This window comes from Paenibacillus glucanolyticus (genome assembly GCF_037333485.1).
Taxonomy (GTDB): domain Bacteria; phylum Bacillota; class Bacilli; order Paenibacillales; family Paenibacillaceae; genus Paenibacillus_AQ; species Paenibacillus_AQ glucanolyticus.
Genome location: NZ_CP147845.1, coordinates 2,111,950 through 2,125,804 on the forward strand (window position 1 = coordinate 2,111,950; position 13,855 = coordinate 2,125,804).

Annotated in this window: 13 protein-coding genes; 11 read left to right on the plus strand and 2 right to left on the minus strand. The window is 44.3% G+C overall.

Annotation, left to right across the window (positions count from 1 at the left end; genetic code table 11):
• Positions 1-121: 121 nt before the first annotated feature.
• A complete protein-coding gene (locus WDY75_RS10175; protein ID WP_006211632.1) occupies positions 122-940 on the minus strand; it encodes a hypothetical protein in 819 nt (272 codons plus the stop codon).
• 404 nt (positions 941-1,344) lie between these two features.
• On the opposite strand from WDY75_RS10175, the gene WDY75_RS10180 reads away from it, so the two are divergent.
• The 5 genes from WDY75_RS10180 to WDY75_RS10200 all read left to right on the plus strand — a co-directional run bounded on the left by WDY75_RS10180 (position 1,345) and on the right by WDY75_RS10200 (position 5,836).
• Positions 1,345-1,707: a hypothetical protein gene (locus WDY75_RS10180; protein WP_063480184.1), complete on the plus strand. Its 363-nt coding sequence runs from the start codon at positions 1,345-1,347 to the stop codon at positions 1,705-1,707.
• 722 nt (positions 1,708-2,429) lie between these two features.
• On the plus strand, positions 2,430-3,611 hold the full coding sequence (locus tag WDY75_RS10185) for an alanyl-tRNA editing protein (protein ID WP_006211628.1): 1,182 nt from the start codon (positions 2,430-2,432) through the stop codon (positions 3,609-3,611).
• Positions 3,612-3,892: 281 nt separating this feature from the next.
• A complete protein-coding gene (locus WDY75_RS10190) occupies positions 3,893-4,411 on the plus strand; it encodes a DinB family protein (RefSeq protein WP_006211627.1) in 519 nt (172 codons plus the stop codon).
• An 81-nt stretch (positions 4,412-4,492) separates the two neighbouring features.
• A complete protein-coding gene (locus WDY75_RS10195) occupies positions 4,493-5,245 on the plus strand; it encodes a GNAT family N-acetyltransferase (protein ID WP_063480182.1) in 753 nt (250 codons plus the stop codon).
• Between the two features lie 129 nt (positions 5,246-5,374).
• Positions 5,375-5,836, plus strand: a complete 462-nt coding sequence (locus WDY75_RS10200) for a hypothetical protein (protein ID WP_006211625.1) — start codon at positions 5,375-5,377, stop codon at positions 5,834-5,836.
• A gap of 74 nt (positions 5,837-5,910) precedes the next feature.
• Here WDY75_RS10200 and WDY75_RS10205 read toward each other — a convergent pair whose 3' ends face one another.
• Positions 5,911-6,513 carry a TetR/AcrR family transcriptional regulator gene (locus WDY75_RS10205; RefSeq protein ID WP_063480181.1) on the minus strand — a complete coding sequence of 201 codons (603 nt, stop codon included), beginning with the start codon at positions 6,511-6,513 and terminating at the stop codon, positions 5,911-5,913.
• A gap of 202 nt (positions 6,514-6,715) precedes the next feature.
• Here WDY75_RS10205 and WDY75_RS10210 point away from each other — a divergent pair, with 202 nt between their 5' ends.
• The 6 genes from WDY75_RS10210 to WDY75_RS10235 all read left to right on the plus strand — a co-directional run bounded on the left by WDY75_RS10210 (position 6,716) and on the right by WDY75_RS10235 (position 13,851).
• A complete protein-coding gene (locus WDY75_RS10210) occupies positions 6,716-7,453 on the plus strand; it encodes an SDR family NAD(P)-dependent oxidoreductase (RefSeq protein ID WP_036641676.1) in 738 nt (245 codons plus the stop codon).
• 55 nt (positions 7,454-7,508) lie between these two features.
• A complete protein-coding gene (locus WDY75_RS10215; protein WP_036641677.1) occupies positions 7,509-8,282 on the plus strand; it encodes an SDR family NAD(P)-dependent oxidoreductase in 774 nt (257 codons plus the stop codon).
• 413 nt (positions 8,283-8,695) lie between these two features.
• Entirely contained in the window at positions 8,696-9,343 is a 648-nt protein-coding gene (locus WDY75_RS10220) for a FusB/FusC family EF-G-binding protein (protein WP_063480180.1), read from the plus strand.
• A gap of 263 nt (positions 9,344-9,606) precedes the next feature.
• The gene (locus WDY75_RS10225) at positions 9,607-10,254 is read left to right on the plus strand and encodes a TetR/AcrR family transcriptional regulator (protein WP_063480179.1); all 648 of its coding nucleotides are present in this window, start codon (positions 9,607-9,609) and stop codon (positions 10,252-10,254) included.
• Complete coding sequence (locus WDY75_RS10230) at positions 10,235-11,545, plus strand: MFS transporter (protein WP_063480178.1); 1,311 nt, start codon at positions 10,235-10,237, stop codon at positions 11,543-11,545. Before WDY75_RS10225 ends, WDY75_RS10230 begins: the two co-directional genes overlap by 20 nt.
• Positions 11,530-13,851 carry an ABC transporter permease gene (locus WDY75_RS10235; protein WP_063480177.1) on the plus strand — a complete coding sequence of 774 codons (2,322 nt, stop codon included), beginning with the start codon at positions 11,530-11,532 and terminating at the stop codon, positions 13,849-13,851. The genes WDY75_RS10230 and WDY75_RS10235 overlap by 16 nt, the downstream gene beginning before the upstream one ends.
• The last annotated feature ends 4 nt before the right edge of the window (positions 13,852-13,855 follow it).

The following is a 13,855-nucleotide window of genomic DNA, read 5'->3' on the forward strand; positions in this document are numbered from 1 at the left end:
AAAGGTGATATATAACAATAGTCAACAAGAGGAAGTAAGAAACCCACCCAAAGGTCGAGGCCAGAGGTGGGTTTTTTCACAGAAGAAAGTACTTATGTAAATTGTGAAGCATAGTTTTTTTCTAAACGCGAATGTCAATACCCATATTACGTTGTTCTTGCAGGTTATTATTCTTGTTCTTGTCAGTATCCTGATTCTGCCCTAGCCTATCGGCAGTGTGTACAGGTTGATTAGATACCGGTAGATCCTCCTGGTTATCAACCTCTCCGGTGACGATTTTCTTATCATCGTTCTGAATATCCTCTCTAGTGTCTTCGATCTTTTCACTGATTTTACGATCCAATTCAGTAATTTTCCTCTCGATGTTTAATGCGTCTTCGGTTTTGGATTTATTAACTGTCAATTCCAAGTTCATTCTCATTTCCGATTTGCCTGGGTCGCCGGGTTCATTCTCACCTCCAAGAAGCTCTCTTCCCTTTCTTACTTCCTGCCTAAGGGTGTCAGATTCCACTTTCAGTGATCTACGCACACTTGCCATTTTGGTCAATTGGTCATGTAAATTGCTGGCTTGTAAAAACTTTTCCATCGGTATGCCGGATAGATCTTGTTTACCTGTATCCGTTTCGGTTTTTTTAATTGAATCTTCCTTTTGAGAAGAAGCACTGTTTTTATTTTTAGTATCCTCAGTCTTCTCCATTCTTTTCTGCATAATTTGAGATTCAAGTAATTGCATGTCCACGGTTAACAGTTTAATTCTTTCATCTTTTTGTTTAGAGTCCAGTTTTTCGTCGGATCTAACACTAGCGATTTTTTCATTAATCATTCCTTTTTGATTGATTAGCTGCTCAATCTCCCGGTCAATGGGTGACATGATATTTGCTCTGGATTTTACAGGCGGTGTAGATTGTGATCTGCTTGAAATACTTGAGATTTGAGCCATGTAAACACTTCCTCTATAATGTAATGGTAAATATTTCTTTACAACTATTATCGGCTGTTCATCATATAAATATTATGAAAAATATGGATAACCGTACACGTTTTCATTCTTGCTTTTATTCTGGCGGATGGGTTTGGTACTTTAATGGGATTTCGGTAATCTAAGAGGGGAGCAATTGAAGATGACAATTTTTCTAAAGAAGTTTTCATTTTTTCAGAAAATGATGATAAAAACATGAAAACTAAAATTTTAATAGCAATTGTAATAGCTCTAGGAATATTCTTAATTTGGTACCTCACACCTAGACAATATACAGCTACTTTAGATGGCGTTTATTATCAATTAGACAAAGAAGAGGTGATCGAGAATGTGAAATTGCATTTCGAGGGGAAGCTGCAAAACGTATGAATGGTAAAAAAAACTTTAACGGTGTAATTAACTTTGAGGGAATGAAAATTCCTCATCTCCCGCAATATCGAACTGAACTGATATTACAGTATCAGGGTGATAATTTTAGCACCATATTTTCCGGATTTCGTGTCATAGATGAGAAAGGTAGAGTAGTGCCTGATATTTATACTTATGGCGGGATATATATAAATGATGACTTCACTCAATTTACGATAACTGTTTTTATAGATGGAGATTCTCAAACCTGGTCTTCATCTGACGGACTTATGATAACGGCACCTGCAAAAGACAGAGTAGAAGCATCGAATTTATCTAGAAAATTAATGAGCAGGTTGGGAATTACTTTAAACAATTGAGCTGACGAAGAACGCTAACTCATTTCAAAGATGGTATAAACATCAGATAACAATGTGTAAATACTATGTTGCAAGGCTATAGAAATGAAATGTTTTTTCGAAAATACATTAGACTTGTAGCAGCGCTTTCGCTCCCTTCCTTAGGAAGGGAGGTTCTCAGACATAAAAACGTAAACTGCAATGGGTCATTAAGGGTGAATTGAAATGATACGACTATACATAAGATTAATACGTCCTCCATTTTTTAGTGTTATAGGGATAATAATATTTATACTAGCCGTAATAATGAAATTATGTTTTATTTATGCGACCGATATAGGTGTGAAAATATTAACCTCCACATTATTTGCGGTTTTATTATGGTGCAGTACTTTTTGGGGGATTTTTGGATTCTATGAATTTTTTATTTTGATGAAGGCATGTATACATTTGAGATTGAGATATACCAATGGGGAAATCGATGGAACAATTTATCATGACAAATTAAGGGCCTCAACATCAAATTACATAATCAATACGATTTATATGATAATTGTAGTTCTTTCATCTGTTTACGTTGTATTTAATTGGGAAGAGATCAATATCTAAAGAAAGCACAAATGGAATTAAAATTACATTTATGCTGGATTAGATAAGTATCAGGAGGCTTGGCGCTTGGGGACCGTTTTATAGTAAGCTTATACTTAGTGATTTTTAAACTTGGGAACTGTGAGGAAATGAAGATGACGAAGAAGCTGTATTACGAGTCCGCTTATGTTAGGGAGTGGGAAACAAGAATCACGCAGAAGTTGGAACGGGAGGACGGCATCTATCTGGTATTGGAGGAGACCGCCTTTTATCCCCATGGCGGGGGGCAGCCCTGCGACCTGGGGTGGATCGATAAAATTCCGGTTCTTGATGTCGTTCTAGAAGAGGGAGCGATTCTGCATAAAGTCGAGTTTTTTCCGGAAAAGGAAGAGGTTGGCTGCCATTTGGACTGGGACCGAAGGTTCGACCATATGCAGCATCACAGCGGCCAGCATCTGCTGTCAGCCATGTGCCTGGAGGCATTCCAAGCCGAGACGCTCAGCTTCCATCTGGGTCAGGATTACGCGACTATTGATGTCGCGCGATCGGGTCTGTCTCAGGCTGAGCTGATGATGCTGGAGCTGGAGATCAATGATCAGATTTACCTGAATCGAAAGGTATCGAATTATTTTGTGAGCCGGGAGCAGGCTGCTGTTCTGCCACTGGTGAAGCAGCCGAAGGTAACCGATGATATCCGGATCGTTGAAATCGAAGGTATCGAATATAACGCTTGCGGCGGCACACATGTCTCCGCAACGGGTGAGATCGGAATGATCAAGCTGCTTAGAGCGGAGAAGCAGAAGGGGCACGTGCGTATTTATTTTAAGTGTGGATATCGAGCGTTAAAGGAATTTAATATTGGAATGGAGATTCTCGGCAGCTTGTCGGCCAGGTTCAATACCGCCAAGGAAGAGATTCCGGACCGGATAGCGAAGTGGGATCTGGAACAGAAGCAGCTCCAGGCTGAATTGAGTGCAGTGAAGGCTGAGAATGATGTTTATTTGGCTGAAAAGCTATTGGCTGATCGTCAGGGCAGGCTGATCCAGCACGTTTTTGCGGACAAGCCGCTGAAGGATATGCAGAACCTGACGGCCAAGCTCACCGAACAAGCTGACGTTATCGCACTCTTCGTGTCCAAAACAGACCATAAGGTAGTTCTCGCCCAAGGAGAGAGGGGACCTGCTTGCGGAGCTTTTTTCAAGTTGCATCTGGCCGATTATGGCGGTAAAGGCGGAGGCAGCGATAAGATGGCACAGGCCGGTTTTGCCACTGCGGAGGATGCCATGTCGTTCTATCATTTTACGTCGGAGTCATTAATGGCGCTTGAAGAGGAGTAAGCGGCTTTGGTTGAAAGCTTCATCTGAGGGCATGCTCGAAACCAGGGTTGGCTGTGTTCACGGTTTATTAATTAATATAGTGCAGAGTTATCGCGGATGACCTGCAGCGATGTCATGGAGATGACCTGCTGCGGGTCTTTTTTTCGATATATGATACGGAGATATTCCGGTTAATCGTAATATACACGGGTATTTACGAACTGCAAGAACAGGGATATTATGGAAGTGTCTAAAGAAGAGGATAGGGATGCCAAGTATTTTTAAAGGAAGGATGTGTTAGGATGCTTCACGATTTACAGGGCGAAGAGAATATGTCAACGATTGTGGGGATGTTATATGGCGCGGTAAAAGAGAATAGTCAACGACTAAAGTCCATATCGGAAGGCATGCTGCAAGAAGAAGTAGATTACAAGGGGCCAAGCAACCATTATAATAGCACCGCTCAGTTAATCCAACATCTCCTGTACGTTGATCTGAATTGGGTTTATAGAATAAAGGGACAGCCGCTTCCACAGTCATTAAAGGACAAATATGGGCCCATGATCGATGATATTAACAGGCTTCCGATGGTCAAAGGAATACCTCTGGAGACACTTATGTCTAATTACGAAGATGTACTAAATAGGTTGAAGGAAACATGCACGCAATTAACGGATGCTGATCTGGATAACATCGTCACATTTGGTCATGAAAATGAAAAGCAAGCAACCATCCGCTGGGGATTATGGCATATCGCAGATCATAACCGCTATCATCAAGCCCATATCAACCAGCTTAGAAAGTGGTACAGTGAAAAGTGAAATCGATTTTTCATACACTAATGGACAGGTATTGAACAACCCTGTTAGGGATAATTAACCCCGAGGAAAGGACATATCCCCATGATGACACAAACAGAAATGCTACATATCGTGCAAACACAGCTCGCTATCGATTTGAACTGTACCGTTGACGAACTGAACGGAGAAAAAGACAGCGTTATTTTTGTTGACGCCAAAGAAAATCCCGGACGCAGGCCGTATCCGAGGAAAGAGCGTTATTTTGAAATTTTGTCCATGGGTAAGTCCATTGTGGTATCGGCTACGCCGGAACGACTGGAGATTGCCAAAGCGCATATGCATGGCAAAGATAGAGACGCTATTTTTTCCTCACCGTTCATTAGAGGTCTCTACCTACACTTTCTCCCTGGTTTGGAGAGAATCAAGCCGGTGTCGCCACCAGCCGGTTTTTCATATGAAGTGGCCGAGAAGAATGAGATTGCGAATTTCATGGGGATTAAGGGACTGGAAAATGCTATTATATCTGATGCGAATCTGCCCATACAGACGGTGTTGGTTGTAGTTGCCAAGCAAAATGGGAAGGTCGTTGGTTTGGCAGGGGCGTGTAATGCATGTGCCAAGATGTGGCAGATTGGAATCGAGGTGCTTCCAGAGTACCGCCATTTGGGATTGGCCTCTTATCTTGTAAGCAGCTTAACTTTTGAAATATTAAATCGGGGCTGCGTACCAACATATGATGTCATCTCAAGCCATATTGCCTCACAACGAGTGGCTTACCGGGTAGGATATTATCCGGCATTCGTGACGGATTGGCGAGTTGACTTCAAGGATTTTGAAACTGGGGCAAACAGATAACGAAGAATTCGATACATAGTAAATGAAGTTAGCTGTCAATCTGAAGATAAAAAGAATACTTGGTTCGGGTATGCATTAGTTAGCCCCATTGAATCAATGAGGCTTCGGTCTATGCGGAGGTTGCGTTTAATGAAAAAGGTACGCCTTCTTGTGTTTAGTGTAGCTGTATTATTAATTGGAATTGGACTAGTTTGGTATTATGTTTATCCCATTAAGATTCAAGAGGTTATGAGACATACAAACAAGATTGAAAAGATGGATTTTGTATCGATTTCAGAGGGTGAATCCAATCATTATTCTATAGCATTTCATGAGCAAGACAATACGAATGAGTTGATCGACATCCTAGATGCTGTAACGTATAGCCGAGAATTGAACCATTATAAAGGAAGTACGGACAGGGTAATTATGATGATTATCTTTTATCGGAACAGGGATGGAGAAATAAGTAACTATTCCTTCGATATCAATGAATCCGGAATCATTATTAGTCATCATAAACAATATCAGATGAATGGGGATACACGAAGGGTTTTTGACCGTCTTTCTGGATGGATCGAGAATAAAGGTACATACATTCGAGTGCAATAGAGGCTCGTTCCATCAACCAACAACCCGGAGGGATATTCCCTGCCGGGATTTTGGGATTTTATACGCCCCCGGCCCTACTCCCTCACATACTCCACCGAGTAAATATGCGTCCTTGTTAAATCAATGACCTCTTTAATAAAATCCTCCCGGGATTCCCTGAAACCGTTTCGGATCCAGCTCAGAACCAGTCCGTGGAAGCCGTAGGCCGTATACTGTTTAAAATAATCCATGTTAACCGGGATGTTGTTAATCGTTTCGAATATGAATCGTTCCTTGTAGATTTTTAGAATCGTTTGAGGAAATTCGGTGTGCAGACCCGGTAAGGTATCCTCGTAGGTAATCAGTTCAAAAAAATCACGATTCTCGTAAATGTAGGCAACGATATTGAAGGAGGGTGTACCCAGATTTGCCGTATATACTTTGTGTCCAGGTATATAAAGTTTGCCCACCGATTCTTCCAGACCCCGGAGCATGGAAGCCCGTAAATCCTCGGCCAATTCGATTTTATCCTGGTAATGCACATAAAAGGTGCTGCGATTATATGCGGCCTTATCCACGATGTCCTTCACCGTTACGGCATGATATCCCTTTTCTTTTACAAGTTTGATAAAGGCCGATTTTAGATGTTCCTTTGTACGATTTTTTCGCTCCGATGTTCCGGTTTGTTCATGATTCACGAGATGCGTGCCCCCTAAAAAAAGACAGTTTTGTTGTAAGTGTTGACTAGATAGACACTTCATAACATCTTACTGATTGTTAAATGTGAACAGAATAGTACAATTAAATTGTAGACAAAATAGTACTAAATTTAAAATCTTAAATTGATTCCATTTGAAGTGAGTTAGTACTATTTTAATAAATTTTACGGAGGTATCCAAGATGGGCAAATTACAAAACAAGGTTGCTGTAATTACTGGTGGTGCATCCGGCATCGGTGCAGCGACTGCACGCCTCTTCGCTGAAGAAGGTGCCAAAGTGGTGCTGGTTGATCTGAATGAGGAAAAAGGCAAGGCGTTTGAAGCTGAATTGAAAGCGCTGCATTATGAGGCGCTGTTCGTGAAAGCGAATATTACGAGTGAAGAAGAAGTAGCGAACATCTTCAAACAAGGTATTGAAGCCTTCGGCAAAGTGGACGTTGTATTTAACAATGCAGGCATCGGGCGCGTTCATTCTTCGCATGATCTGGCGTACTCCGAGTGGCGCAACACCGTAAACGTGGACTTGGACGGCGTATTCTTGGTTGCACGCGAAGCAATCCGCGAAATGTTAAAAGCAGGAGGAGGCACAATCGTTAATACGGCATCGATGTACGGTTGGGTCGGCTCTCCAGGTTCCGCGGCTTATAATGCCGCTAAAGGCGGTGTCATCAATTTGACACGGTCCCTGGCGCTGGAGTATGCCGAGCATAATATCCGAATCAACGCGCTATGCCCCGGGTTCATCGATACACCGATCATTCCGGAGGAGAGCAAACAAGCCTTGGCTGCGGTCACGCCGATGAAGCGTCTGGGACAAGCCGAGGAAATGGCGAAGGCCGTTCTCTTTATGGCTTCGGATGACTCTTCTTTCATGACGGGAAATACCCTGACGGTTGACGGTGGATATACAGCCAAATAAGGATAGGGACCAAGACATCTAGAGAAGTATAAATCAATCCGGGAGGTCTATACAAATGAGCAAATTTGATGGAAAAGTGATTGTCATTACGGGTGCAGCAGGTGGGATCGGTGCGGCAGCAGCGAAGAAGCTGGCGGAGCAGGGTGCCAGCCTTGCGCTTGTTGACTTGAACCTGGAAGCCGTTCAACGAGTCATCTCCGATCTGGGTATTGACGATTCCAGAGCGATTGCGTTGCAAGCCAATGTGGCCAAAGAGGAAGAAGTCAAAGCTTATGTGGATGCCACGATTGAAAAGTTCGGAAAAATTGACGGCTTTTTCAATAATGCGGGGATCGAAGGCATCACTGCCAATGTAGAGGATTATCCGACCGAAACGTTTGAAATGGTCTTTAATGTCAATGTTAAGGGTGCCTTCCTTGGGCTGAAATACATCGTTCCCGTCATGAAAAAACAAGGGTACGGCAGTATTGTGAACACCTCATCCGGTGCAGGTCTGATCGGTTCGCCCGGATTTGTCGGTTATAATAGCTCCAAGCATGCCGTAATGGGCATGACGAAAGTGGTTGCCTTAGAAGCTGCTCCGTTCGGTGTGAGAGTAAATGCGGTTGCGCCTGGGGTGATCAATACCCGCATGATGCGCCAAATCGAGAAAAATACAGTTCCTGAGGATGCGGAAGGAGCAAAAGAAGCATTCGGTGCCGCTGTACCGCTGGGAAGATACGGAGAAGCGGAAGAGGTAGCGAGCGTAGCTGTCTTCTTGTTATCCGACGATGCCTCCTATGTAACGCAATCCATCTATACGGTGGATGGCGGTCAAATCAATCAGTAAAACAGATTGGATTCAGAAGGTCTTGGTCAGGTGTTGTATACCTGACTGAGGCTTTTTTGTTTAGCCTGCGTGTGGCTCAGGGGGGGCTGTGAGGTTGGCATTCACCTGAATAGTCAGGTACAGCTCTAAGCTGATTATAAGTGTGAAATTATGTAATTCCATCCAGACAGATGAATTGCAGCTTGTGGGATTTTTTGCTATACTTTTTTGGATAAAATATGATTGGGGGTTATATAGATGGCAAAATTGAATTGCTCATTAGCTAGGGAGTCCTCACGCAAAGCCTAATCTGGGGCGATACTTTGTGTGAGGTGCGATAGGATGAATTCGGTCGCCCAAACGAACTTTATCGTTTCTAATAACGGGCTTTGCACCTTATGGATTTTTCATAAAAAATAAGGGGCTGAAGACCTATGAGTACAGCATTTATTAGAAACTATCAATTCAACATCATTAAAAAACAAGCGGAATTCCTTCTGAAAACATTGCGAACCGTGGCGGATCGGAAGGTTATAGAGACCGTAAGATATCGTTCTGCCGTAAACGTGATAGAGGCGTTCCCTTACCTTGAAGGGGATCAGCAGCAGATGCTGGAACAAATTTCGGCTCTCGAGACGGCATATGATTTCCAGAGATATCTTGAGTCATTAGAACCGTATCTGGATCCATTTCCGCCGATTACGGTGAAGCAGATTGAGAAGCTATTCCCTAAAAATAAAAAATTGAAAGTGCCTGATCTTCAATCCATTGATTTTCGATATGTGACGTATCTAAGCTGGGTTGATATTGCCACGAATAGACTATTCATTGTGTATCCGTTCGAAGGACGGTTTATCGGTATTGAGGGAAGAATCACGCCGACAAACAAGAAAGGGTACTGCCTGTTCTGCAATCGTCATCAGGAGCTTGCTTTCTTCTCGGTCAAGACCAAGCCTGCGAACGCATCACCAGATAATTACGCTGCGATTGGTCATTACGTATGTATGGATAACCATGGATGTAATCAGGTGATTACGGATACAGGATCACTGGAGAAGTTCATTCTCTCCGTACGTAAATAACGCTATAACCCCAAATACGGCTGCCCTGAAAGGCAGCCTGTTTTATTTTATAAACAAAGGATGATTTCGGTAGCTGAGCGTGGCAGCGTATAACTACGCATAACAACATGCTTTGGCATGCTGCGAGGGATGAAGTCATAAAAATTCTTCATATAAATGAGTTCACCATCAGTTCACTTCATGTAACAATATCTTGACAACTCAAAGCAGCATGTTATCATATTACCGACAGGCAGTCGGTCTATGCAAAAGGAGGTGTAGCCATGAGGGTCGTAAAAAAATCGGAGGATCGCAAGAACGAAATCCTTGACGCGGTGGATGAGCTTTTTGGACATAAGGGCTTTGACGGAACAAGTACCAACGATATTCTTGAAAAGGTCGGCATTGCCCGCGGAACCTTGTATCATCACTTCAAGTCGAAGGAGGATATTATGGATGCATTGATCGATCGGTATGCGGTCCGATTGATAGATGGGGCACAGGAAGTTGCCGCAGACAAGAGCATACCAATCGTCGAGCGCATCATCCGCGTTGTAATGGCACTGAACCTAAGCGGGGGAAGCAGCGAGCAAATTATGGAGCATATTCATAAACCCCAGAACGCACTGATGCATCAAAAAATACAAAAGGTGATCATCAACGGCGTTCCCCCGATCCTGACAGAGATCATCCGCGAAGGCATCCAGCAGGGCCTGTTCAGCACACCCTTCCCGTACGAATGCATGGAGATGGTTGTGATTTATGCGAGTACCGTTTTTGATGATGATCTGGTCGTTATGACAGAGAAGGAGCGCAGCTCGCGAATTGTGGCCTTTGTTTGCAACGTGGAGAGGCTGCTCGGAGCAGAAAGCGGAAGCCTTATGGACGTTATGGGGATGTTTGGAGAGGGAGATGAAAACAGCCGTGATTAAACCAGGGAAGTCTTTCAAGAAATTTCTCCTCTTATGGTCGGGACAGCTGGTTTCAACAATAGGAAACGGTCTGACTTCGTTCGGGCTTGGGATCTATGTTTTTCAGCAGACGGGAAAGGCATCGGCTATGGCGCTGGTAACCTTGCTTGCGTTTATGCCGTCGCTCTTTTTGAGCGCTTTTGCCGGAGTGCTCGCGGACCGGTATGACCGCAGGCTTTTAATGATATTAGGGGATAGCCTTTCCGCGATAGGGCTTGTATTCATCCTCGTTTGCTTGCTTCGCGGAGAAGCGCAGCTATGGCAGATATGCGTCGGGGTTGCCATGAGCTCCGTGTTTTCATCACTGCTTGATCCTGCATATAAAGCTACGGTTACGGATTTGCTTACCAAGGAGCAGTACACACAGGCAAGCGGTCTTGTCCAGCTGGCGGGCTCGGCCAAATTTCTGATTTCTCCGATCCTTGCGGGTTTTTTGCTCACGATTGCAGACATAAAGCTGCTGCTTGTTATCGACATTTGCACTTTTTTTGTTACCGTGGGTACTACGCTCGCTGTCCGCAGCGGCATTGCTTCCAAGACCGGTCATCAGGTTACATCGTTTATTCGCGAATTTATAGACGGGTGGAATGCGGTTTCCAGAAACAAGGGTGTGTTTGTTCTGGTGATCATGACATCGGTGCTGACATTTTACCTTGGGGTGATGGAGACGCTAACGATACCGATGCTGCTTACCTTTACGAACAGCTCGATGATCGGAACGATTGAAACTATTGTGGCTTCAGGAATGCTCGTGTCCAGTATGATGTTAGGATTTCTTCCGATAAAAAAAGATTATGTGAAAATCCTTTCGATTTCGCTGTTTTGCGTAGGCGCGTGTATGGCAGCTTTTGGAGCTCGTGAAAATATCGTCTGGATATGTATTTCGGGATTCCTGTTTTTTGCCATGCTTCCGTTTGCCAACATGAGTCTGGATTTTTTGGTTCGCACCAACATGGATAATGCGGTTCAAGGCAGAGCGTGGGCGTTTATCGGAATCCTGTCCCAGCTTGGATTTGTTGCCGCTTATACGCTATCGGGTGTTATGGCAGATTATGTGTTCACTCCATTATTGGTTGAAGGCGGAGCGCTTGCTGGGAGTGTGGGGAAAGTCATCGGCATCGGCCTTGGCAGAGGAATGGGATTTCTCATCATCATCGCCGGGGTGCTGTTATGCGTAACTTCGGCCGTTCTGTATAAGCTGCGATCGGTCAGAATGCTAGAAGACAGAGGTGGCTTATGTATTCCAGAATAATTCGCAATGATATATCCAAAAGCAAATTAATCACGTTGACAACCATGATATTTGTTGCAGCAGCAGCGATGCTCGTTTCGCTGGCCGTGATACTCGTTGTCAATCTTTCCGGTGCGATAGATACACTTATGAAACGGGCGGAAACGCCGCATTTTATGCAGATGCATTCGGGTGAGATCAATACGGATCGACTCACAGCTTTTGCGGAGCAGCATGGGAATGTTGATGAATTTCAGGTGCTTGAATTTGTCAACATGGACGGCGCACGCATCATATTAGGCGACAACTCGCTTACCCATAATGTTCAGGATAACGGGTTCAGCATGCAGAGCGACAAGTTCGATTATCTTCTAGATCTTGACGGAAACGTCATCCATGTATCCGACGGCGAGTTATATGTTCCCATCCATTATATGAGGGACAACACCACGAAGGTCGGTGACAAGGCACGAATAAGTGGAAAGGAATTTACCGTTGCGGGATTTCTCCGCGATTCGCAGATGAATTCCACACTCTCCTCCTCCAAGAGATTTCTTGTAAGCAGCCATGATTACGCGGTAATTCAAAACCTCGGGACCACAGAGTATCTGATTGAGTTCAGATTAAAGGATCTATCGGCGCTTGGCGCATTCGAAACCGATTATGCCTCCGCAGGTCTTGAAGCGAACGGACCCGTGATTACATATCCCCTGTTCAAAACAATCAACGCCATTTCCGACGGGATGATGATTGGGGTGATCCTTCTGGTGAGCGTGCTGGTCGTTGCTATCGCTTTGATGTGCATACGCTTTACGCTGCTTGCCAAAATCGAAGACGATTACCGCCAAATTGGCGTTATGAAGGCAATGGGGATGCGTATCTCCGACATGAAGAGGATGTACCTTGCCAAATACGCTGTGATTGCGGCTGCGGGCAGTATTCTCGGGTTCGCACTTTCATTGGTGTTCAAAGGCATGCTTCTTGAGAATATCCGGCTTTACATGGGGGAAAGCGAACATTCTTCTTCAGCATTGTTGTACGGAATCATCGGCATACTGCTGGTATTCCTTGCAATGATGGCTTATATAAATGGAGTGCTGAGGCGCTTTCGAAAAATATCAGCCGCGGAAGCCATACGTTTTGGCAATTCACAGGGGCATACCGCCGCAGGTGCTAAGCATCTGAGATTAAGCAGGAACAGGCTGCTTAACACGAATGTTGTTCTCGGTATCCAGGACGTTCTCGCAAGGAAAAGACTTTACGCCACCATGTTAACGGTGCTGGTCATTTCGGCATTTATCATGATTGTTCCTCATAACCTGTACAGCACGATTTCATCGAAAGGCTTCATTCAATATATGGGTATCGGAAACTACGATATGCGTATGGACATTCAGCAGACTGACAATATATCCGAAAAAGCCGCAGAAGTACTAGAAAAGATGACAAGCGACAGTGCCATTTCACAGTATGCCGTGCTTGCAACAAAATCGTTCAAAGTGAAGACATTTGAAGGCACGGAAGAAAATATAAAAATTGAGCTCGGCGACCATTCGATATTCCCCATTGCGTATTCCCAAGGCAAAGCACCCGCCGCAGAAGATGAAATTGCGCTTTCTTCTCTGAACGCCGATGAACTGGGCATAGGGGTCGGAGAAACCATGACTGTAGTTGTTGAGGGGAAGGAGAAAATTCTCACGGTTAGCGGCATCTATTCCGACATCACCAATGGAGGCAAAACCGCAAAGGCTGTTTTCCCTGACCAATCGGCGGATACGATGTGGTACGTGATCTGTGCGGAGCTTTCCGATCCATCTCTCATCAATAGCATGGTTTCGGAATATGCGAGCAAATTTAATTATGCAAAGGTTTCGGACATTGACAAATATATTGCACAGACATTCGGCTCGACGATAAGCGCCGTCCATAAGGCCTCCTATGCCGCCATTCTTGTCGCGATAATGATAACGGTACTGGTTACTCTGTTGTTTATGAAAATGCTTGTTGCAAAGGACAGATACTCCATCGGCGTTATGAAGGTGTTAGGCTTTACAAGCGCAGATATTAGGGCGCAGTATGTCACGCGTTCGGTATTCGTTCTGCTACTCGGAATGGTGCTTGGTATACTTCTGGCGAACACCCTCGGAGAGATGCTGGCGGGTGTGGTTATCTCCATGTTTGGAGCGTCGACGTTTCATTTTGCGGTCAATCCGCTTTCGGCGTATCTGCTTAGCCCGCTGATGATGATCGGCTCGGTACTTATTGCAACCATAATCGGCACATCGGGCATGGGTCACATTAAAATTTCTGAAAACATAAAGGGGTAGGCAT

What these genes read in the sequence shown, in the direction of transcription:
- WDY75_RS10195 (WP_063480182.1), top strand. Translation starts at nt 4,493, where the DNA reads ATGATGACACAAACAGAAATGCTACATATCGTGCAAACACAGCTCGCT.
- WDY75_RS10200 (WP_006211625.1), top strand. Translation starts at nt 5,375, where the DNA reads ATGAAAAAGGTACGCCTTCTTGTGTTTAGTGTAGCTGTATTATTAATT.
- WDY75_RS10185 (WP_006211628.1), top strand. Translation starts at nt 2,430, where the DNA reads ATGACGAAGAAGCTGTATTACGAGTCCGCTTATGTTAGGGAGTGGGAA.
- WDY75_RS10235 (WP_063480177.1), top strand. Translation starts at nt 11,530, where the DNA reads ATGTATTCCAGAATAATTCGCAATGATATATCCAAAAGCAAATTAATC.
- WDY75_RS10230 (WP_063480178.1), top strand. Translation starts at nt 10,235, where the DNA reads ATGAAAACAGCCGTGATTAAACCAGGGAAGTCTTTCAAGAAATTTCTC.
- WDY75_RS10225 (WP_063480179.1), top strand. Translation starts at nt 9,607, where the DNA reads ATGAGGGTCGTAAAAAAATCGGAGGATCGCAAGAACGAAATCCTTGAC.
- WDY75_RS10210 (WP_036641676.1), top strand. Translation starts at nt 6,716, where the DNA reads ATGGGCAAATTACAAAACAAGGTTGCTGTAATTACTGGTGGTGCATCC.
- WDY75_RS10180 (WP_063480184.1), top strand. Translation starts at nt 1,345, where the DNA reads ATGAATGGTAAAAAAAACTTTAACGGTGTAATTAACTTTGAGGGAATG.
- WDY75_RS10190 (WP_006211627.1), top strand. Translation starts at nt 3,893, where the DNA reads ATGCTTCACGATTTACAGGGCGAAGAGAATATGTCAACGATTGTGGGG.
- WDY75_RS10220 (WP_063480180.1), top strand. Translation starts at nt 8,696, where the DNA reads ATGAGTACAGCATTTATTAGAAACTATCAATTCAACATCATTAAAAAA.
- WDY75_RS10215 (WP_036641677.1), top strand. Translation starts at nt 7,509, where the DNA reads ATGAGCAAATTTGATGGAAAAGTGATTGTCATTACGGGTGCAGCAGGT.
- WDY75_RS10175 (WP_006211632.1), bottom strand. Translation starts at nt 940, where the DNA reads ATGGCTCAAATCTCAAGTATTTCAAGCAGATCACAATCTACACCGCCT.